General features: G+C 70.5%; 19 protein-coding genes. 4 read left to right on the top strand and 15 right to left on the bottom strand.

The features are described from left to right. Nucleotides 1-10: 10 nt before the first annotated feature. From bamB to IE209_RS11635, 11 genes are all read right to left on the bottom strand, one after another. Nucleotides 11-1,147: an outer membrane protein assembly factor BamB gene (gene bamB, locus IE209_RS11685; protein ID WP_229882818.1), complete on the bottom strand. Its 1,137-nt coding sequence runs from the start codon at nt 1,145-1,147 to the stop codon at nt 11-13. After that, entirely contained in the window at nt 1,147-1,818 is a 672-nt protein-coding gene (locus IE209_RS11680) for a YfgM family protein (protein WP_189687110.1), read from the bottom strand. The genes bamB and IE209_RS11680 overlap by 1 nt, the downstream gene beginning before the upstream one ends. Before the next feature lie 34 nt (nt 1,819-1,852). Beyond that, entirely contained in the window at nt 1,853-3,166 is a 1,314-nt protein-coding gene (gene hisS, locus IE209_RS11675) for a histidine--tRNA ligase (protein WP_189687109.1), read from the bottom strand. Nucleotides 3,167-3,180: 14 nt separating this feature from the next. Beyond that, a complete protein-coding gene (ispG, locus tag IE209_RS11670) occupies nt 3,181-4,470 on the bottom strand; it encodes a flavodoxin-dependent (E)-4-hydroxy-3-methylbut-2-enyl-diphosphate synthase (protein ID WP_189687108.1) in 1,290 nt (429 codons plus the stop codon). 2 nt (nt 4,471-4,472) lie between these two features. Then, nucleotides 4,473-5,351 carry a helix-turn-helix domain-containing protein gene (locus tag IE209_RS11665; protein ID WP_189687107.1) on the bottom strand — a complete coding sequence of 293 codons (879 nt, stop codon included), beginning with the start codon at nt 5,349-5,351 and terminating at the stop codon, nt 4,473-4,475. Then, the gene (pilW, locus tag IE209_RS11660; RefSeq protein WP_189687106.1) at nt 5,344-6,174 is read right to left on the bottom strand and encodes a type IV pilus biogenesis/stability protein PilW; all 831 of its coding nucleotides are present in this window, start codon (nt 6,172-6,174) and stop codon (nt 5,344-5,346) included. Before pilW ends, IE209_RS11665 begins: the two co-directional genes overlap by 8 nt. 4 nt (nt 6,175-6,178) lie before the next feature. Continuing rightward, on the bottom strand, nt 6,179-7,330 hold the full coding sequence (rlmN, locus tag IE209_RS11655; RefSeq protein ID WP_189687105.1) for a dual-specificity RNA methyltransferase RlmN: 1,152 nt from the start codon (nt 7,328-7,330) through the stop codon (nt 6,179-6,181). 75 nt (nt 7,331-7,405) lie between these two features. Then, complete coding sequence (gene ndk / locus IE209_RS11650) at nt 7,406-7,831, bottom strand: nucleoside-diphosphate kinase (protein ID WP_145545259.1); 426 nt, start codon at nt 7,829-7,831, stop codon at nt 7,406-7,408. 142 nt (nt 7,832-7,973) lie between these two features. Beyond that, the gene (locus IE209_RS11645; RefSeq protein ID WP_189687104.1) at nt 7,974-9,428 is read right to left on the bottom strand and encodes a pseudouridine synthase; all 1,455 of its coding nucleotides are present in this window, start codon (nt 9,426-9,428) and stop codon (nt 7,974-7,976) included. Further along, entirely contained in the window at nt 9,425-10,123 is a 699-nt protein-coding gene (scpB, locus tag IE209_RS11640) for an SMC-Scp complex subunit ScpB (RefSeq protein ID WP_189687103.1), read from the bottom strand. The genes IE209_RS11645 and scpB overlap by 4 nt, the downstream gene beginning before the upstream one ends. A gap of 138 nt (nt 10,124-10,261) precedes the next feature. After that, a complete protein-coding gene (locus tag IE209_RS11635) occupies nt 10,262-11,281 on the bottom strand; it encodes an RluA family pseudouridine synthase (protein ID WP_373305326.1) in 1,020 nt (339 codons plus the stop codon). 47 nt (nt 11,282-11,328) lie between these two features. Here IE209_RS11635 and IE209_RS11630 point away from each other — a divergent pair, with 47 nt between their 5' ends. Further along, nucleotides 11,329-12,093 carry an outer membrane protein assembly factor BamD gene (locus IE209_RS11630; RefSeq protein ID WP_373305327.1) on the top strand — a complete coding sequence of 255 codons (765 nt, stop codon included), beginning with the start codon at nt 11,329-11,331 and terminating at the stop codon, nt 12,091-12,093. Here IE209_RS11630 and yoaA read toward each other — a convergent pair. Next, entirely contained in the window at nt 12,056-14,071 is a 2,016-nt protein-coding gene (yoaA, locus tag IE209_RS11625; RefSeq protein ID WP_189687158.1) for a DNA repair helicase YoaA, read from the bottom strand. The two genes, IE209_RS11630 and yoaA, sit on opposite strands and share 38 nt — an antisense overlap. Nucleotides 14,072-14,076: 5 nt before the next feature. Next, on the bottom strand, nt 14,077-14,280 hold the full coding sequence (locus IE209_RS11620) for a YdcH family protein (RefSeq protein WP_189687101.1): 204 nt from the start codon (nt 14,278-14,280) through the stop codon (nt 14,077-14,079). A 77-nt stretch (nt 14,281-14,357) separates the two neighbouring features. On the opposite strand from IE209_RS11620, the gene IE209_RS11615 reads away from it, so the two are divergent. The 3 genes from IE209_RS11615 to IE209_RS11605 are packed head-to-tail and all read left to right on the top strand — an operon-like array spanning nt 14,358 to nt 17,580. Then, nucleotides 14,358-15,131: a PP2C family protein-serine/threonine phosphatase gene (locus IE209_RS11615; protein ID WP_189687100.1), complete on the top strand. Its 774-nt coding sequence runs from the start codon at nt 14,358-14,360 to the stop codon at nt 15,129-15,131. 8 nt (nt 15,132-15,139) lie between these two features. Continuing rightward, nucleotides 15,140-16,903, top strand: coding sequence for a putative bifunctional diguanylate cyclase/phosphodiesterase (locus tag IE209_RS11610; protein ID WP_189687099.1), 1,764 nt, complete (start codon nt 15,140-15,142; stop codon nt 16,901-16,903). Further along, entirely contained in the window at nt 16,900-17,580 is a 681-nt protein-coding gene (locus IE209_RS11605) for a response regulator (RefSeq protein WP_229882810.1), read from the top strand. The genes IE209_RS11610 and IE209_RS11605 overlap by 4 nt, the downstream gene beginning before the upstream one ends. On the opposite strand, the gene IE209_RS11600 is transcribed toward IE209_RS11605, so the two are convergent. Together IE209_RS11600 and IE209_RS11595 are read right to left on the bottom strand one after the other, a co-directional pair. Then, on the bottom strand, nt 17,568-19,805 hold the full coding sequence (locus IE209_RS11600) for a hybrid sensor histidine kinase/response regulator (protein WP_189687098.1): 2,238 nt from the start codon (nt 19,803-19,805) through the stop codon (nt 17,568-17,570). The genes IE209_RS11605 and IE209_RS11600 overlap by 13 nt on opposite strands. Beyond that, complete coding sequence (locus IE209_RS11595) at nt 19,783-20,784, bottom strand: ABC transporter substrate-binding protein (RefSeq protein ID WP_189687097.1); 1,002 nt, start codon at nt 20,782-20,784, stop codon at nt 19,783-19,785. Before IE209_RS11595 ends, IE209_RS11600 begins: the two co-directional genes overlap by 23 nt. Between the last annotated feature and the right edge of the window lie 41 nt (nt 20,785-20,825).

The following is a 20,825-nucleotide window of genomic DNA, read 5'->3' as shown; positions in this document are numbered from 1 at the left end:
CTTGTGCGGGTCATTCGGGCGCGTAGCCGTACACGCTGCCGTTGCGCGTGACGACGACCAGGGTGTCGCCGGCCACGACAGGCGCCGCCACGATGGGCGAGCCGTCGGTGTTCACGCGCGTGAGCGGCGAGCCGTCTTCGCGCGACAGGAAATGCACGATGCCGGTCTCGTCGCCGACGATGACCGAGCGGCCCAGCACCAGCGGCGCCGTCAGTTGCCGGTAGCGCAGGCGCTCGGAGGTCCAGGCCTGCTCGCCGGTGCTGCGGCTCCAGGCCACGAGCTTGCCGTCGCTCTCGGGGGCGTAGACCATGCGCGCGTCGCCGTGCACGCCCACATAGCCCGAGGACGGCTTGGTCCAGGCCAGGTTGCCACGGGCCGCGTCCACGCAGCCCACGCCGATCTGGAAGGCCCGCACACAGACGGAATCGCCGACGCGGCTCACACGGCCGACCAGGTCGACCAGGCGCTCCACGTCGTTGGTGCCGCGCGGCGTGGCCACGGGCACGTCCCAGCGCACCTGGCCGTTCAGCGGATTGAGGCCGACCAACCGACCCGACAGGCCCACGACCAGCGTGTCGCCCACGGCCAGGATCACGCCGCTCTGGCGCAGCACCAGCGGATCGCCCGCACGCTGCTGCGTCCACAGGCGGCGACCGCTGGCCCCGTCCAGCGCGGTGACGGAACGGTCGGCCGCCAGCACGAACACGCGGCCACCGGCAACGAAGGGAGCCGTGCTGACCTGTGCGGGCAGCTTCTGGCGCCACAGCTCACGACCGGCTTCGAAGGCCACGATCTCGTTGTTCTGCGTGGCCACGGCAGTGCGCTGTCCGTCGCTGCCCACGCCGGCCGAGAGCTTGGCCTTGGTCGCCGCGCGCCACAGTTCGCGGCCTGTGCGCGCGTCCAGCGCCAGCACCGTGCCGTCGCTGCTGGCCAGCGCCACCTGCTGGCCCGTGACCTGCACGTCCAACGGATAGCCGATCTCACCGACCTTGGCGGTCCAGACCTGGCGCACGCCGAGCAGTCCGGGGTTGGGGCCGAGCTCGGCCGGCTTGGGCTTGCCGCCGCTTCCGCAGCCGGTCAACAAGGCGGCTGCCAGGCCCAGCAGCGTCGCGGAGGACGCCAGGCGGCGGGTCAGACGACGCGCCATCATTTCGCGGCTCCGGTGGCGGCGGTCGCCGCCGGGTCCACGCCCATCGCGTTGAGCTTGACCTCGACCATGCGGCGGTAGCCCGAGCGCGCGTCCAGCCCGGCGTAGGCCTTGCGGTACTCCGCCAGGGCCTCGGCCTTCTTGTCCTGCGCCGCCAGGATGTCGGCGCGGCGGTCGGCCGCCAGCGCGGCGAACTCGCCGGCGAAGTTACCGCCGAGCTGCTTCAAGGCCTCGTCGTAGGCCTTGGCGTCGAACAGCAGGCCGGCCAGGCGCAGCTTGGCCAGCGCCTGGTAGGCCGGATCGGATGACTTCTCGGCCACCCAGCCCAGCGCCGCCTTGGCGGCATCGGCATTGCCCTTCTCGTGCAGCACCTTGCCGGCCAGCAGGCCGGCCTGTTGCGCGTACAGGGTACCGGCGTAGCCGTCGCGGATGTCGCCGAAGGCCCGCTCCAGGCGCGCCGTATCGCCGGCCTTGGCCGCGCGGTCCACTTCGTCGTACAGCGCGGCGGCCTTGGCCGCCTGGCTGCGCTGCCAGTACTGCCAGCCGTTCCAGCCGGCAAAACCGGCGAGGACAAGAATCAGCAGCCAGGTGATGGCATTGCCGTAGCGCTGCCACAGGTGCTTGACCTGGTCGAGCTGTTCCTGTTCTTCGAGATCGAGATGTTTTGCCATGAGGAAGAGCGAAAGGCGCGGTCAGCGCACGAAATCAAGCGCGCGATTGTAGGGATGCGGCCCACGCGGCCACGTCGGAGAGCGGGCGGCGCTGCTGGGCACCCTGCCCGTCGCGCAGCGCCTTGACGGTCAGCTCGCCAGTGGCCGCCTCGTCGGCGCCGAAGACCAGCGCGTACTGCGCGCCGCTCGCGTCGGCCTTCTTGAACTGCGACTTCATGCTGCCACCGCCGGCGTGCAGCACGACCTTGAGGCCGGCCTCGCGCAGCTGCTCGAGCACGACCATGGCGCGCGGCAGCAATTCGGGCGCGGCGACGATGGCGTAGGCCGCGGGTGCCGCATCGGGCACGGCCAGGCCCAGGCCCTGGATCAGCAGCAGCAGGCGCTCGATGCCCAGGCCGAAGCCCACGGCTGGCGCGCTCTTGCCGCCCATCTGCGCGATCAGCCCGTCGTAGCGCCCGCCACCGCAGACCGTGCCCTGCGAGCCCAGCTGGTCGGTCACCCACTCGAACACCGTGAGGTTGTAGTAGTCCATGCCGCGCACCAGGCGCGGATTCACGCGGTACGCGAGGCCGGCCGCGTCGAGCACGGCACGCACGGCATCGAAGTGGGCGCGCGACGCCTCGCCCAGGAAATCCATGAGCCGCGGCGCGGCCTCGACCATGGCCTGCATCGCCGGGTTCTTGGTGTCCAGGATGCGCAACGGGTTGCTGTGCAGGCGGCGCTTGGCGTCCTCGTCCAGCACATCGGCATGGGCCTCGAAGTGGCGCACCAGCGCATCGCGGTGGGCCTGGCGCTCGGCCGGCTGGCCCAGGCTGTTGAGCTCCAGCCGCACGTGCTGGCCTTCGATCAGGCCCAGCTGCTTCCACAGCGCACGCACCAGGAGGATGAGCTCGGCGTCCACGTCCGGGCCGGCGAAGCCCAGGGCCTCGACGTCGAGCTGATGGAACTGGCGGTAGCGGCCTTTCTGCGGGCGCTCGTGCCGGAACATCGGGCCCAGCGTCCACAGCCGCAGCGGGCCGTTGTACAGCGCGTTGTGCTCGACCATGGCGCGCACGATGCCGGCCGTGGCCTCGGGCCGCAGCGTGAGCCTGTCGCCGTTCATGGAATCGGTGAAGGAGTACATCTCCTTCTCGACGATGTCGGTCACCTCGCCCAGGCCGCGCACGAACAGCGCGGTGGGCTCGACCACGGGCGTCACGATGTACTGGTAGCCATAGCGGGCCAGCACCTCGCGCACGGTGTTCTCGAACCAGTGCCACAGCGCCGAGTCGGGCAGCTTGTCGGTGCGCGGCACGCTCGCCGGCAATATGTCGTTCATGCCTTTGACGGCATTGATCTTGTCAGCCATGGGAATCCGGTTGTTCAGGCGGCGGCCGTGGAGCCTTGGCCGAAGCGCTTTTCGATGTAGTTTTCGACGACCTGCTGGAACTCCTGCGCAATGCCTTCGCCGCGCAGCGTCATGGCCTTCTCGCCGTCGATGAAGACGGGCGCGGCCGGGGCCTCGCCGGTGCCGGGCAGGCTGATGCCGATGTCGGCGTGCTTGCTCTCGCCGGGGCCGTTGACGATGCAGCCCATCACGGCGACCTTGAGCTTCTCCACGCCCGGGTAGCGGTGGCGCCAGACCGGCATCTGCAGGCGCAGGAAGTCGTCGATCTGCTTGGTCAGTTCCTGGAAGGTGGTGCTGGTGGTGCGGCCACAGCCCGGGCAGGCCGTCACGCTGGGCACGAAGCTGCGCATGCCCAGGGCCTGCAGGATCTCGGACGCCACCACCACCTCCTGCGCACGCGCCTCGCCGGGCTGCGGCGTCAGCGAGACGCGGATGGTGTCGCCGATGCCCTGCTGCAGCAGCACCGCCAGCGCGGCCGTGGAGGCCACCGTGCCCTTGGTGCCCATGCCGGCCTCCGTCAGGCCCAGGTGCAAGGGGTAGCGGCAGCGGCGCGCAAGCTCGCCGTAGACCGTAATGAGGTCCTGCACGCCGCTGACCTTGCACGACAGGATGATCTGGTGTGCCGGCATGCCCATGCGCTCGGCCAGTTGGGCCGAGGAGATGGCCGAGGTGATCAGCGCCTCGTACATGACCTGCTTCGCGTCCCAGGGCTGGGCACGCGCATTGTTCTCGTCCATGAGGCTGGCCAGCAGCTCCTGGTCCAGGCTGCCCCAGTTCACGCCGATGCGCACGGGCTTGCTCCAGCGCATGGCCGCCTCGATCATCTGGCCGAACTGCTTGTCGTGCTTGTCGCCCTTGCCCACGTTGCCGGGGTTGATGCGGTACTTGGACAGCGCCTCGGCGCAGGCCGGGAAATCGGTCAGCAGCCGGTGGCCGTTGTAGTGGAAGTCGCCGATCAGCGGCACGTGGATGCCCATGCGGTCCAGCTGCTCGCGGATGTGCGGCACGGCCTCGGCCGCCTCGGGCGTGTTGACGGTGATGCGCACCATCTCCGAGCCGGCCAGCGCCAGTTCCTTGACCTGGATCGCGGTGCCGATGGCATCGGCCGTGTCGGTGTTGGTCATGGACTGCACGCGCACGGGTGCGTTGCCGCCCAGGGTCAGCAGGTGGTCCTTCCAACGCACCTGTGCCTGCAGGCTGCGGCGCGCGGCCGGGGCCGCCGGCGTGATGGCGCAAGGGGGCGTGGGGTCGACGGTGTCCGGCATGGTCACTTCACCTCGAAGCGTGCGACGTTGTTCTTGGCGATGGCGCGCAGGTCGCGCGGCTCGCCGCGCACCTGCACGTCGACGGCGTCGATGCGGCCGACCACCACGTTCAAGGGCGGCGTGCCCGTGGCGGTCACGGTCTCACCGGCCACCAGGCTGCGGCGCAGCGGCGTGGCGCCGGTGGCATCGGTGACCTGCACCCAGGTCTCGGCCTTGGCGACGAATTGCAGCAATGCGGCCGGGGCAGCCGGAGCCGCCACCACGGCCGAAGCCGGCGCAGCGGGGGCGCTGACGGCTGGCGCTGGCTCGGTCACGGTGGTGGCTGCGACAGGAGCCGGCTCGGCCGGCGTCACACTCTCGGTCACCGCGCTCGGCGCACCCATGGGCGTGGCGGCGGAGCCGTTGTCGGCCTCGGAGGAACGGCCGCCCAGGCCAGGCCACAAGTAGATGGCCAGCGCGCCCAGCAGCAGCAGGGCCACGATCCACATCGCCGGGCTCGGGCTGCTGCGCAGCGCCGAACTGCCCGAGGCGGGAGCGCCCGGTTCGAAGCGTGCGTTGATGGCCGGCGGCGCGACCTCCCTGCGCTCACCAGCGATGCCGGGCATCAGATCGAGCACCGGTTTGGGATCGAGCTTGAGGCCGCGGCAGATGCTGGCCGCGAGGCCACGTGCGAAGGTCGGGTCGGGCAGCAGGTCGATGCGGCCGGCCTCCAGGGCCTCCAGCTTCTTGGCCGTCACCTTCAGCGCGACGGCCAGGGCCTCCACATGCAGGCCCGCGTCCTCGCGTGCCTGGCGCAGCATGGCGCCAGCGCGCTGCGCACCGCTGGCGGCTTGGTCGGACGGCGGGGGCGCCAGGTCAGGAGAAAAATTCTTGTCACTCATCGAAAGCTTGGCGCTCGAGCGCCATGTACTCGCGGGACTGCGCGAAGCGGTTGCGCAATTGCGTGGCCAGTTGTTCGGCAGCCTGGCGGTTGCCCAGGCTGCGCTCGACCTTGATGCCCAGCCACAGCGACTCGGCATTGGCGTATTCGCTGTTGTTGATGCGGCGGATGTAGAACTGCGCGCGCTGCAGGTCGCCGCGCTTGAAAAGCGACTGGGTCAGGTTGTAGCCGGTGATCGGGTTGGCCGGATCGAGCTCGTACGAGTGCATGAGGCTGCGCTCGGCCTCGGCCACCTGGCCGGCCTGCTGCTGGCACATGCCTTGCGCCAGCCAGGTCTTGGCCTTGTCGGTGTAGGTCAGGCTCTCCAGCGCCACGGCGAACTGGACGGCGGCCTGGTCGTAGCGGCGCTGCTGGCACAGGAACCAGCCGTAGTTGTGGGCCGTGCCGGGGTCGCGCGGGCTCAGCCGCTGGGCCTGGCGAAAGCTGTCCTCGGCCAGCGCCAGATCGTTCAACCGCATGTAGACCAGCGCCCGCAGGTTGAAGGCCTCGGCGAAGCCGGGATCGGTCGCCAGCGCGAGCTTGACCTCCTCCAGCGCCACATTGGTCTGCCCTTGGTCGAAGTAGCGCGAGGCCAGTTCCAGCCGCACGCGGGCCCGCTTGCGTGCCTCGGTTTCCTCCGACGGGATCACGACGCCCGAGGGATCGGTGCCGCGCGCGCCGCCACCCGGCGCGGCGCAGCCGGACAGCAGCGCCGCGCCGGACAAGGCCAGGCCGGCCAGCGCGATGGCCAGGGTGGGGCCGGACAGGCGCGTCGTCGTCCGCATCTGCTCAGTTTCCCTCGGGCGGTGCCGCGACCACCTGCAGCGGCACCTGGCGTTGCAGCGCGATGCGCTGGCCCACCCGCGTGCGGTCCTTCACGTCGCCGGCCAGCTGGCCGCAGGCAGCGTCGATGTCGTCGCCGCGCGTCTTGCGCACCGTGGTGACCAGGCCGGCATCGAGCAGCAGCTTGGCGAAGGCGCTGACCTGCGGCGCCGGCGAACGCTTGAGGCCCGAGGCCGGGAACGGGTTGAACGGGATCAGGTTGAGCTTGCACCAGACACCGTCGGTGCGGTAGCGCTCGACGAGCGCGATCAGTTCGCGCGCATGCTCGGGCTGGTCGTTCACGCCGTCGAGCATGCAGTATTCGAAGGTGATGAAGTCGCGCGGCGCATGGGCGAGGTAACGCTGGCAAGCCTCCATGAGCTCGGCCAAGGGGTACTTGCGGTTCAGCGGCACCAGTTTGTCGCGCAGTGCATCGTTGGGTGCATGCAGCGACACGGCCAGCGCCACCGGGCAGTCCTGGCCGAGCCGGTCCATCATGGGCACCACGCCCGAGGTCGACACCGTCACGCGCCGGCGCGACAGGCCGTAGCCATGGTCGTCCAGCATCACGCGCAGCGCTGGTACCAGGGCGGCGTAGTTCTGCAGCGGCTCGCCCATGCCCATCATCACCACGTTGGAGATGACGCGCTCGGCCACGCCCAGGTGCTTGCGCAGGAAATGCTCGGCGAACCAGAGTTGGGCGAGGATCTCGCCCGTCGTGAGGTTGCGCGAAAAGCCCTGGTGGCCGGTGGAGCAGAAGCGGCAGCCGACGGCGCAGCCGGCCTGCGAGGAGACGCACAGCGTGCCGCGGTCGTCCTCCGGAATGAACACGGCCTCGACCGCATCGCCCGCGCCCACGTCGAACAGCCACTTGACGGTGCCGTCCTGCGAGATGTTCTGGGTGATGACGGGCAGCGCCGTGATCTGCGCGGCGCCCTCCAGCTTGCCGCGCAGCGATTTGGCCAGATCACTCATCTGGCTGAAATCGCTGGCGCCGCGCTGGTGGATCCAACGGAACAGCTGGGTGGCGCGGAAGCGCTTTTCGCCCAGGCGCTCGCAGAAGGCCGCGAGGCCGTCGAGGTCGAACTCCAGCAGGTTGACGGCAGGCGCTGCACTCATGGGCAAGCTCCCGCCGCGCTCAGCCCGCGCCGGCGACGACCCCGGGCGGGGTGGCAAGGCGCGGGATGCAGCATCTCAGCGTGCGTAGATGTTGAGGCCCGGGAAGAAGAAGGCGACTTCCACCTGGGCGGTTTCGGCGGCGTCCGAGCCGTGCACGGCGTTGGCGTCGATGCTGTCGGCGAAGTCGGCGCGGATGGTGCCGGGGGCGGCCTTCTTCGGGTCCGTGGCGCCCATCAGGTCACGGTTCTTGAGGATGGCGTTCTCGCCTTCCAGGACCTGCACCATGACGGGGCCGGAGATCATGAACTCGACCAGGTCCTTGAAGAAGGGGCGCTCCTTGTGCACGCCGTAGAACTGCTCGGCTTCGGCGCGCGACAGCTGCACCAGGCGGGCGGCGGCGATCTTCAGGCCGGCCGCTTCGAAGCGGGCGTAGATCTGGCCGATGACGTTCTTGGCGACGGCGTCGGGCTTGATGATGGAAAGGGTGCGTTCGATGGCCATTTTTGGAGTTCCTTGGGTGAAGCCGCGAGGCTTTGGATCGTTGGAGAAAAAGGGGATGCGCCTGAGCGCGCAAAGCCCGTGATTTTAGCCCGTGCCGCCCTCTGTATTCGAAAGCTGCGCACGTGCCAGGGAAATGCAGGCCTCAGCGACCGCGCCCGCCGCGGCGCTGGGGTCCTCCGCCACCACCGCCACCGCCCCGGCGCTGCTGGCCCTGGCGCTGGCGCGTGAAGCTGTCGGCGCCGATGTAGCCGAACGAGGTCTTCATCGGATCGGGCTGTCCGCCGGCGCCGCCACCGCCGCCATCGCGCGGCTTGCGGCGCTGGCCGCCCGGCGTGCTCACGGTCAGCGGGTTTGGAATGACCTCCTCGGAGCGGTTGCCGCCTTCGCGCCGCGCACCCGGATTGCCACCGCCGGGGTTCGGACCACCGCGCCCGCCGCGCTTGTTGCGGCCGCCGCCGTTGTTGCCACGCGGCTGCGCGGGCGCACCGCCCTCGCCCTGCCCCTGGCCTTGCCCGCCGCGCGCATGGCGGCCACCGCCGCGGCGGTCCGGCGCCTGGTTGCGGCCACCCGCACGGGCCTGCTGCGGCTTGGGCGGCTGCGCGCCGGCGGCCCGCATCAGCGCCTGGATGTCGCGCGCGTCCAGTTCCAGCGAAGCGCCGCGCTTGAGGCCGCGCGGCAGCAGCATCGCGCCGTAGCGGATGCGGATCAGCCGGCTCACGGCATGGCCCACGGCCTCGAACATGCGCCGCACCTCGCGGTTGCGGCCTTCGGAGATCGTCACGCGGTACCAGCAGTTCGAGCCTTCGCCACCGCCGTCCTCGATGCTGCCGAACTGGGCCTGGCCGTCGTCCAGCTGCACGCCGTCGAGCAGGCGCTGCTTTTCCTCGTTGCTGAGCGCACCCAGCACGCGCACCGCATATTCGCGTTCCAGGCCGAAGCGCGGGTGCATGAGCTTGTTGGCCAGTTCGCCCGAGTTGGTGAACAGCAACAGGCCCTCGGTGTTGAGGTCCAGCCGGCCGACCGACTGCCACTTGCCCTGGAACAGCTTGGGCAGCTTGCGGAACACCGTGGGCCGGTTCTGCGGGTCGTCGTGCGTGACGACCTCGCCGGTCGGCTTGTGGTAGGCGATCACACGCGGTGGCGGCGCGTCGATGCGCACGCGGATGGGCTTGCCATTGACCTTGATCTGGTCACCGTACTGGATGCGCTGGCCGATGTGGGCGGGTTCGTTGTTGACGGAGATGCGCCCTTCGGTGATGAGTTGCTCCATCTCCAGCCGCGAACCGAGGCCGGCCTGGGCCAGGATCTTGTGCAGCTTGGGCGTCTCGGGCTGCGGCGCGAGCACGCGCTTGGGCGGGGCCAGGTCGGCGGCTTCCTCGTCCGCGTCGAAGCGGCCGGACACCACGTCGTCGAAGCGGCTCTCGGCCGGCACGGCCTCGGGCTGGCCGGCCGTCGCGTCGGGCGCTTCCGGTCCGGACGCCAACCCGGCCTGCTCTGCAGCCGGTTCAAGCTGTTCGGCCTGTTCGGCGGGCGGCGGCGCGTCAGCGCGCGCGCCGTTGTCTTCGTCTTCGGGCGCGGTGCCGGGAATGTCGTTCATGGGCTGGGATCCGCAGGTTCGGACGCTGCGCGGAATGCGCCGTCGTCGGGGTTCGTTTCGGGAGAAGGTTCGGGGGGGGCGGGCGGCGCATCGGCGTCCACGGCCAGCTCCACCTCGTCGATGGGCAAGGCCACCTGGGCCGGATCGGCCGCGGCCAAGGCCGCCATGAGCTGCGCGCGCTGGGCCGGATCGTCGGCCACGGGCAGTTGGTCCAGCGACTCCAGCCCCAGGTCGTCCAGGAACTGGCGCGTGGTCGCGAACAGGGCCGGACGGCCCACGGTCTCGCGGTGGCCGATCACCTCGATCCAGCCGCGGTCTTCGAGCTGCTTGAGCACCTGGGCATTGATGCTGACGCCGCGGATGTCCTCCATGTCGCCGCGCGTCGCGGGCTGGCGGTAGGCGATGATGGCCAAGGTCTCCAGGGCGGCGCGCGTGTAACGCGGCGGCTTCTCGGGGTGCAGCCGGTCCAGGTAGGCGCGCATCGCCGGCCGGCTCTGGAAACGCCAGCCCGAGGACACGCTGACCAGCTCCAGCCCGCGCTGCGCCCACTCCAGCTGCAGTTCGGCCAGCAGGGTCTTGATGGTGTCGGCGCCGAGCACGTCGTCGAACAGCACGCGCAGCTCGCGCACAGGCAAGGGCTGCGGCGAACACATCAAGGCCGCCTCGAGGACATGCTTGGCCTCTGCCGAATTCATGGCTACTACGGTTCCGGGAAAAGCACCGGGGCGGTGCGGGCACGGATGCGTCTGGGTGGACGGGTCGCCGCCTCGGCGAGCGCATCGGGCGTATCTGGCATTCGCGCTGCTGGCCTTGGGTCAGACCAAGCGCGCTGGTCAGGGATTGTAGCGCAGGCCCCAGGTCTGCAGCGCCTGGCGCATGTCGTCGGGCAGGGGCGCGGACAGCGCGAGAGACTGGCCTGTCATCGGGTGCACGAACGCGAGCCGGAAGGCGTGCAAGGCCTGGCGCGCCAGGCCCGCGGCCGGCGCGCCACCGTACAAGGTGTCGGCCACCAGCGGATGGCCCAGCGAAGCCGCATGCACGCGGATCTGGTGCGTGCGGCCCGTGTGCAGCGTGCAACGCAGCCAGCAGCCCTGCTCCACCTGGTCCAGGCAGTCGAAATCCGTGCGCGCGGTCTTGCCCGGCTCGCGTGCGAGGTCCACGACCGCCATGCGCAGCCGGTTCCGCGGGTCGCGGCCGATCGGCGCGTCCACCGTGCGCTGCGCCGGCCCGCTCCAGGGCCGGTGCGCGAGGGCAAGGTACTGGCGGCTCACGGCGCGCTGCGCGATCAGCGCGACCAGCGCGTCCATGCAGGCGCGCGTGCGTGCCACGACCATGAGGCCGCTGGTGTCCTTGTCGAGCCGGTGCACGATGCCGGCGCGCGGCAGCGTGGCCGCGGCCGGGTCCAGCGCCAGCAGGCCGTTGAGCAAGGTGCCGCTCCAGTTGCCGGGCGCCGGATGCACCACCAGGCCCGCGGGCTTGTCGATCACGCGCAGGTGCGCGTCCTCGTAGACCGTGTCCAGTACCATGGGCTGGGCGACGAAGGCCTGGCTCTGCTGCGTGGGCCGCAGCTCCACCTGCAGGGCGTCGCCCACGTGCACGCGCGCCGCACTCTTGCGCGCCGGCCGGCCGTTCAGCTGCACGGCATCGGCCTCGATCAGCTGCTGCAGGTAGCTGCGCGAAAACTCCGACACCAGCGCCGCCAGCGCCCGGTCGAGCCGCTGTCCATGGAGGCCGGCATCGACCACGACCCGGCGCAGCTCGACCTCGGCGGCCAAGCCCTGCTCGTCCTCGGGGCCTTCGGCCAGGGGGTCGCCATGGGGGTCGGCCGATATAATTGCCGCCGCTTCTTTCAAGGGATCTGCCCGTGTTCCATCGCTCCAAATTATCGGCGCTCGCGCCACTGCTGCTGGCCGCGGCCTTGGTGGGTTGCGCAACCAAGACAGTGGACGAGACCGCGAACTGGAGCCCGAACCGCATCTACAGCGAGGCCAAGGACGAGCTCAACGCGGGCGGTTACGAGCGCGCGATCACGCTTTTCGAAAAGCTCGAAGGCCGCGCCGCCGGCACGCCGCTGGCCCAGCAGGCCCAGCTCGAGAAGGCCTACGCCTACCACAAGTCCAACGAGCAGGCCCAGGCCATCGCCACGCTGGACCGCTTCATCAAGCTGCACCCGGCCAGCCCGGCACTGGACTACGCGCTGTACCTCAAGGGCATCGTCAACTTCAACGAGAACATGGGCATGTTCGCGTTCATCAGCCGGCAGGATCTGTCCGAGCGCGACCAGAAGGCCGCCAAGGATTCGTTCGAGGCCTTCAAGGAACTGGTGACGCGCTTCCCCGATTCGCGCTACACGCCCGATGCGCGCCAGCGCATGAACTACATCGTCAATTCGCTGGCGCAGTACGAAGTGCATGTGGCGCGTTACTACTACACCCGCGGCGCCTACGTGGCGGCGATCAACCGCGCCCAGATCGCGTTGGCCGACTACCGCGAAGTGCCGGCCCTGGAAGAGGCGCTGTACATCATCTACAAAAGTTACGAAGCCCTGGGCATGACCCAGCTGCGCGACGATGCCCGTCGCGTGCTGGAGACCAACTACCCGCAGAGCGCCTACGTCCAGCGCGGCTTCAAGCCAAAGGACGATCCGTGGTGGAAGGTCTGGTAGCCACCAGCTCGTCCAGCACCTGCAGGAATTCAGCTTCGTCCTGCAGCTGACGCATGGGCGGCAAGGCCGCCCGCAGCCGCTTGCCATAGCCCATCTGCACCAGCCGGGCGTCGCCCACGACCAGCACGCCGCGGTCGCTCTCGCGGCGGATCAGCCGCCCGGCCCCCTGCTTGAGCGCCACCGCAGCCTCGGCCAGGAAATACGCCTTGAAGGCGCTGCCGCCGGCCAGCTCGATCTGCTGGGCACGCGCTTCGACCAGAGGATCGTTCGGCGGCGGGAACGGCAGCTTGTCGATGACCACCAGCTGCAGCGCATCGCCCGGCACGTCCACCCCCTCCCAGAACGAAGCCGAGGCCACCAGCACGCAGCCGGCGCCACCGCCCTGCCCGCCCGCGCGGAAGCGGTCCAGGATGCGCTGGCGCGCCATCTGGCCCTGCACCAGCACCTCGAGCTGTCCCTGCAACTGCACCTGCAAAACCTGGCCGATGCTGCGCAGCGCGCGCAGCGTGGTCGTGAGCACCAGGGTGCGGCCGCCCAGCCGCAAGGCCGCATCGGCGACGAGGGCCGCCACCGCCGCGCCGTGGCTGGCATCGGCCGGCTTGGGCAGCGTGCGCGGCACGTACAACGCGGCCTGGCGCGCGTAATCGAACGGACTGTCCACGCGCAGGATCTCGGCCTGCTCCAAACCGCAGGGCTCGGTGAACCAGCGCAGCCCAGGGTCGTCGCCGAGCGTGGCCGAGGTGAACACGTAGGCACGGCCGGGCTGCTGCAGCAGCTGGGCCTGCACCGTGGCACCGATGGACAGCGGCGCCTCGATCAGCCGCAGCTGCAGCCCCACGTCGACCCAGCGCACCACGCCCTCGGGCCCCGCGGCCGCGAACTGCGCGACGCGTTCGGCCAAACCCAGCGCCCGCGCGTGCAGCCGCTGGAGATCCGGCGACATGGCGGCCACGCCCTCCAGCCAGCCGCACAAGCTTTGCAGCGCCGCCGCCAGCGCCCGCAGGGTTTCGCCCCATTCGGCCGGATCCAGCCCTTCGGGCGCCGCACCGAGCCAGCGCAAGCGCGTGCCGGGTGCCGCCGGCCCGGCCAGCATGCGCAGGTCGCGCGCGTGGCGTTCCACGGGCTCCAGTTCCGCCTGCCAGTCGGCCAGGCCGCCCGCCATCGGCCGCACCGCAGCCAGCGCATCGCGCACGAAGTCCAGGAGCTGGCCCGTGCCCAGTTGCCGGCCCAGGAACTGCACGCCGGTCTCGTTGAGCTGGTGGGCTTCGTCGAAGACGGCCACGCGCACCGTGGGCAGCAGTTCGGCCATGCCCGACTCGCGCACCGCGAGGTCGGCAAAAAACAGGTGGTGGTTGACCACCACCACATCGGCCGCCATGGCCTCGCGGCGCGCGCGGTAGACATGGCAGGCCTGGAAATCGGGACAGTCGCCGCCCAGGCAGTTCTCGCGCGTGGAGCTGACCAGCGGCGTGACGGGCGAACGTTCGTCCAGGCCGGCCAGCTCGGCCAGGTCGCCCGTGCGCGTGGCCACTGCCCAGCGCTGGACCGCCGTCAGCGTGCGCCAGGCCGCGGTCTCCTCGCGCGCCAGCGACTGGCCGGCCTGCCGCATGCGGTGCAGGCACAGGTAGCTGCTGCGTCCCTTGAGCAGAGCCGCGCGCAGGGCCAGGCCCAGCGCGTCGCGCAGGCGCGGCAGATCGCGGCCGAACAGCTGGTCCTGCAAGGTCTTGGTGGCGGTGGAGACCAGCACGCGCTCGCCGCTCAGCAGCGCCGGCACGAGGTAGGAGAACGTCTTGCCGACGCCGGTGCCCGCCTCCACGACCAGTGCGCCGCCCTCTGCGATGGTGCGGGCGACGGCCTCGGCCATGTCGATCTGGCCCTGGCGCGGCCGGTAATGCTCCGCCGCCCGGGCCAGCACACCGCCTTCGGCAAAGGCCGCGCGCACCTGCTGCACCAGCGCCGGCACCGTGGCGCCGGCCATTGGATTCACGCAGGCTCCTTGGGCTCGAGCTGCCACTCCAGCCGCGCAATGCGGTCGCGCAGCGCCAGCCGGCGCTTCTTCAGACGCTGCACCAGCAACTCGTCGACGGGGTTGGCGTGGGCCATGCGGTCCACCAGGGCGTCGAGGTCGGCATGCTCGATGCGCAGCTCGATCAACTGGCGTTCGGGAGAGTGGAGATTGGCGGACAAGATGGGAGCCGGCACGCAGGGGACATGCACCGGATCGCTTGATAATACGCGCTCGTTACAAAAGCCCAGCACCGACGATGCCCCTGCCGCCTCCCCAAGGATTCCGGATCAGCGCCGCGACCGGCATCCACAAGGGTGATCGGCAGTACCAGCAGGACCAGGTGGCACTGCTGCAGCATCCGCGCGTCAAGGGCTGCCTGCTCGGCGTGGTGGCCGACGGCATGGGCGGGCGCAGTGGCGGCCGCGAAGCCGCCGACCAGGTGCTGCTGACCGCGCGCCAGCTGTTCGAGCGCTTCGACCCCGTCGGCGACGACAGCGCGGCACTGCTGCGCAGCGTGGTCGCGCAAGCCCACATGGTGATCAAGCTGACGGCCATCTCGGCCGAGCAGGAACCGCACAGCACGATCGCGGCCTTCTTGCTGCTGCCCAAGGGCGATTGCCACTGGGCCCATGTGGGCGACTCGCGGATCTACCACTTCCACCAGGGCCGGCTCATCCACCGCACGCGCGACCACTCGTACGTGCAGTCGCTGGTGGACCGCGGCGAACTGAGTGAGGAGCAGGCGCGCGTCCACCCGGATTCCAACATCCTGATCGGTTGCCTTGGCAGCGAAGCCGAGCCGCCCCTGGACGAGCACCGCATCGCGCAGCTCGCGCCCGGCGATGTGCTGCTGGCCTGCAGCGATGGCGTGTGGCACTACTTCAACGATGCCGAACTCGGCGCCCTGCTGGCAGTGGTGTCGCCACGCGATGCAGTCGAACTGCTGGTGGACAAAGCCCGCTCGCGCGCACGCGGTGGTGGCGACAATCTGTCCCTGGTGGTGGTCGGCATCTCTCCGCTCGAAGACTGATTCTTCCGATGGCCGGCCCAACGCTCGCGTCGCATGACTCTGCCACGCTCCTCCTGCCGTCCGACGGGCTGGGCCTTGCGCTGCAGGCCCTTCCTGCCGGGGTGGCCTGGCTGCGCGACCTGCGCGTGCAGTACTGCAACGCGCCGTTCGCCGCCATGCTGGGCCGCGCCACACAGGAGCTCCTGGGCCTGTCCTCACGCGCCTGGCACGCGGACGACGCCCGGTGGATCGAAGTGGAGCGCCGCTGCGCGGCCGCGCTGAAGGCCGGCCAGATCTTCGACGAGATCCTGACGCTGCGGCGCCACGACGGCAGCACGCTGCGCTGCCATGCACGTGCGCAAGCCCTGTGCGCCGGCAGGCCCGACGCTGGCACGGTCTGGCTGCTGACCGATGCCGGCCAGGTCGATGCCTTGCAGCGCCAGGTGCGGCAGCTGCAGGAGCAGGTCGCCCAGTTCGCAGAGAGCGCCTCGCGCGCCTGGCGCCAGGCCGACATCGACGAGCTGACCGACCTGCCCAACCGCACGCTGCTGGCACGCGACGCCAGCCAGGCGATCGCCCAGGCGCAGGCCGGGCCCAAGCCGCTGGCCGTGCTGCACCTGGACCTGGACCGCTTCAAGTACGTCAACGATTCGCTGGGTCACCGCATCGGCGATCAGTTGCTGGCGGCGCTGGCCAAGCGCCTGCGTTCGGCCGTGCGCGAGCGCGACCTGGTTGCCCGCCTGGGTGGCGATGAGTTCATGCTCGTGCTGCCCGAGACCGACGTGCATGGTGCAGCCCATGTGGCCGACAAGCTCATGGCGCGCACCGCGCCCGCCTACGACATCGCGCAGCGCGAGCTCAGCATTTCCTCGTCCATCGGCATTGCGATGTACCCGCAGGACGGCGAGGACTTCGACACGCTCACGCAGCGCGCCGATGCGGCCGTGCACCAGGCCAAGCGCAGCGGCGGCAGCGCCTACCGCTTCTTCACGCCGGCCATGCAGACCGAGGCGGTGCGTGCATTGGCCATGGAGAACGCACTGCGCCGCGCACTGGAACGCCAGCAGTTCACGCTGGCCTTCCAGCCCATGGTGGACCTGCGCAGCGGCCATGTGACCGGTGTCGAAGCCCTGCTGCGCTGGCGCCATCCGGAGCTGGGCAACGTCCCGCCAGCGGAGTTCGTCCCACTGGCCGAAGCGTGCGGCCTGGTGGGCACCCTTGGCGAATGGGCATTGCGCAACGCCGCCTTCCAGCTCAAGGCCTGGCGCGACCGCGGCCTGCCGGGCCTGACCATGGCCGTCAACCTGTCGGCCATGCAACTGCAACAGACCCAACTGCCGGCGCTGATCGACAACGTGCTGCACGAGGCCGGCCTTGCTCCCCAGGATCTGGAACTGGAGCTGACCGAGGGCGCCGCGATGCAGGATCCGCAGCATGCCGTCGCCGTCCTGCAGGCATTGCACGAGCGCGGCCTGCGCGTGTCGATCGACGACTTCGGCACCGGCCATTCCTCGCTGAGCTACCTCAAGCGCTTTCGGGCCTACAAGCTCAAGATCGACCAGTCCTTCGTGCGCGACATCAGCGTCGACGCGGACGACCGCGCCATCGTCTCCGCCATCATCCACATGGCCAGCAGCCTGGGGCTGCAGACCATCGCGGAAGGCGTGGAGACCGAGGCCCAGTTGCGCTTCCTGCGCCAGCAGGGCTGCGACGAGGCGCAGGGCTACCTGTTCAGCCGTCCGCTGTCGGCCGTGCAGCTGGAGGCCTTCGTGCGGGACCTGCAACAGCCATGATGTTGGACGCCATGCAGTTCCTGGTCGTCGACGACCATCCCTTGGTCCGCGAAGCGCTTGCCTCCCTGCTGCTGTCCCTGCGGCAGGGCGCGACCGTCCAGCAGGCCGCGACCGGTGCCGAGGCGCTTGCCGCCCTGGACGCCGCCGGCAGCATCGACCTGGTGCTGCTGGACCTCAGGCTGCCCGACGGCTCCGGGCTCGATCTGTTGCGCAGGATCGGCACGGACCACATCGGCACGGCCGTGGTGGTGCTCTCCGGCGACCTGGACCGCAAGACGGTGCAGGAGGCGCTTGCCGCAGGTGCCGTGGGCTACATCCCCAAGACCGAGCCGCACGAGATCATCGCCGGTGCCCTGGGCCTGGTGTTGGCCGGAGGCGTCTACGTGCCACCCATGGCCTTGCAGCCCGCCGCTGCCGCCAGGCCGCCGTCCATGGCAGGTGCCGGCGCGAGCCCCAGCGACCTTGGCCTGACCGGCCGCCAGCTCGAGGTCCTTGCGCTGCTCATGCAAGGCCGCAACAACAAGCTGATCTGCCGTGCCCTGGGGCTCGCGGAACCGACGGTGAAGAACCATGTGTCCGCCATCCTGCGCGCCCTGGGCGTCGACAGCCGGACCGAGGCGGTTCTGGCCGTGACGCGGCTGGGCTGGATCCTGCCCCCGCCCGATCAGTCCCGCTGAAGCAGGCGCGTCAGCGCCGAGCGCAGACGCAAGGGCGGGGCCGGCTTTTCCAGCATGGGCAGACCGCTGGCGGCGATGCATTCGCGCGTGGCGACGGACACATCGCCCGTCATGACCAGTGCCGGCACGTCCCGCCCCAGCCTGCGGCGCAGGCGCGCCACAGCGCCGATGCCGTCCTCGCCATCGTCCAGGCGCATGTCGACCAGCAGCAGCTCGATGCCATTGGCCGGGCAGGAGATGCCACCGGACATGCCGGGTGCGGCATAGACGTGGCAGCCCCAGGCTTCGAGCAGCCGCGCCGTGCTCTCCAGCACTTGCGGGTCGTTGTCCATGACCAGCACGCGGCGGCCCTGCAACGCGTCCAGCCCGGGCACTGGTGCCGGCGCAGCCGCCTGCACTGGCCGGGCAACCTCGGGCACCGTGATGGCGAAGCACGAGCCCCGTCCCGGAATCGACCGCACCGCCACCTGATGGCCCAGGACCTCGGCCAGGCCCGCCACGATGGACAGGCCCAGACCCAGCCCGCCATCCGCGGCGCCGTCCTGCGGTGCAATCCGGTAGAACTCTTCGAAGATGCGCGCCTGCTTGTCGGGCGCGATGCCGATGCCGGTGTCCCACACCGCGATGCGCAGCCCGCTGCGCATGCGGCGGCAGCCCAGCAGCACGGCGCCGCTGCGCGTGTAGCGCACGGCATTGCCGACCAGATTGCCGAGCACGCGCTCGAGCAGCAGCGGGTCGCTGCAGATCCAGGCACCGTGGGCGCGGATGCGCAGCTCCAGACCCTTGGCCCGCGCCGCCGCCGAGTGCGCCACGTCCATGCGGTCGAGCAGGCGCTGGACCGGGAAGGCCTCGACCTGCGGGCGGATCACACCCGCGTCCAGCTTGGACACGTCGAGCAAGCCGTCGAACAAGGCATTGATCGACGCGATCGCCTGGTCCACGCGCTGGCCCAGGCGCTGGCGCTCGGCGAGATCGGGATCGAGCCGCAGTTGCCCCACCATCAGGTTCAGCGCATGCAACGGCTGGCGCAGGTCGTGGCTCGCGGCGGCCAACAGGCGCGACTTGGCGCGGTTGGCATCCGACAGTTCCCGCGTCCTGTCTTCCACCTGGCGCCCGAGGTCGTCATGGCTGGCCTGCAGTTGCGCCGCCATGGCGTTGAAGCACGCCCCCAGCCGCTCCAGTTCGTCGCCCGAACGCAGGGCGATGCGGTGCGTGAGTTGGCCCGCTCCGATGCGCTCGGCGCCGCGGGCCAGCTCGTGCACCGGCCTGGCGATCCGCCATGCCGACCACAAGGCCGCCGACAGCGCCGCGAGCAGGCCCACTGCGGCCACCCACAGAGCGCTCCGCACGTTCGCCCACATCGGCGCGTCGGCCTCCTGCAAGCCCTGCTCGACGACCACGCGCCAGCCCAGGGGCGCCAGCACGACGCTGCTGGCCAGCACCGGCTCGCCGCGCGTGCCCACCATGCGCAGGGGCGGCGACATGCCGCCGCTTCCGCGGTGCGCCTCGAACACCTGCAGGGTCCGCGACAGATCGGTGTTGCGCAGCACCAGGTTGATGTCCGGATGGGCGATCAGGCGCCCGGCCGGATCGACCACGTAGACGATGCCGGCGTCTCCGATGCGGATCTTCGAGACCACGTCCCAGATGTACTTGAGCCCGACCTCGGCGATGGCCACTCCCGCCGCTTCGCCCGGGCCGGCGACGGCGACCGTCATGAACGGCTCGCTGCCCTTGCGGAAGTTGACGTCGCCGAAGTAGGTGCCGCGGCGTTGGCGCGCACCCGAGAACGCGGGCGAGGCGGCGCGGTCCGCCATGGAGTCGATGCGGCTCAGTTCCAGGCGTGATTCGGCGACACGTTCGCGGCCGTTGCCGTCGATGAGCGCGATGTCGGTGATGGCCTGCGTCTGGCGCAGGGCGCGCAGCACGTCGAGCCGGCGCTGCGGCGCGGCGTCCTGCGTCCACGGCAGGGCCGCGAGCCAACCGAGCTGCAGCTCGATCGCCTGCAGGAACTGCTGGATGCGCACCGCGGCGGCGCCGGCCTGGGCAGCCTGCACGGCCGCCAGCGCCTCACGCTGCTGGCGGTACACCAGCGTGGCGCTCAGCGCCGCGTAGGCCAGCAAGGGCAGGCACACCAGCAGCGAAAAGGCCAGCGCATAACGCCGCCCCAGGGCGCTGCGCCACCAGCCCGGCCAGCGGCGTTCAGTCGATCCAGCGGTCGGCACGCAGCTGCAATTCGGCGGGCAGGACCAGGCCGAGCGCATGGGCCACCTTGGCACTGACCACCAGTTCGATGTCGCGCGGCTGCTCCACGGCAAGATCGGCGGCACGCGCGCCGCGCAGCAGCCGGTCGGCGATTCCCGCCATCTGGCGGTAGTAGGCATGCACGTTCGGGCCGTAACTCATGAGGTTGCCGGCCTCCACGAAGGCGGCCCAGCCCGAAATGCTCGGCAGGCGCTGGGCGCCCGTGAACCGGGCCAGGACCCGCGCCTGGTTGTTGATGAGGTTGTCGGGAACCGCCAGCAGGCCATGGGCGCCTTCGGCGGCGATGCGGGGCAGCGCGACTTCGAGATCGCTGGCCGAACTCAGCGGGTGCCAGGACAGCGTCAGCCCCAGACGCAGGGCTGCCGCGTGGACCGCGGCACGCTCGACGGCAACGCCCGCATGCAGGGCGTTGGCGACGACGGCCACGTGCGTGCCGCCCTGCAAGGTCGTCTTCAGCAATTCCAGACGCTTGCCGGCCAATTCGGTGGACAGCGAGGTGAGCCCCGTCAAGTTCCCCCCGGGGCGCGAGAGGCTGGCGACCAGCCCGGCCTCGACCGGGTCGCCGCCGATGTTGAAGACGACCGGCGTCGTTCCCGAGACGGTCTTTGCGCCGAACACCATCGGCCCCTGCGCCACGAGCACGCTGACCTCGGCGCGGATCAACTCGGCCGCGAGCTCGGCGCTGCGCTGGCGGTCGCCGTCGCGCACCAGCAACTCGTGGTCACGCCCCTCGGTCCACCCGCGGTCGGCCAGGCCGGCACGAAAGGCTGCCAGGGCCGATGCGGAAGCCGACGCGCCCTCGGCCCCGATCCAGCCCAGCCAGCCGATGCGGACCCTGCGCCCCGGCTGGGCCCGTGCCAGTGGTGCCAGGGTGCTGCAGGCGGCCGCGGCGATGAGGCGGCGCCGGTCTGCGCGGATGCGGTGGTATTCGAATGTCATGGCGATCCGACCCCTCGAAACGGCTGCTTCCATCTTAGCCA

The sequence above is a fragment of the Pseudorhodoferax aquiterrae genome, assembly GCF_014652235.1.
In the GTDB taxonomy this organism is placed as follows: Bacteria; Pseudomonadota; Gammaproteobacteria; order Burkholderiales; family Burkholderiaceae_C; genus Pseudorhodoferax; species Pseudorhodoferax aquiterrae.
The sequence above is the reverse complement of the archived record's forward strand: the minus strand, read 5'-3'. Positions and strand labels throughout refer to the sequence as shown.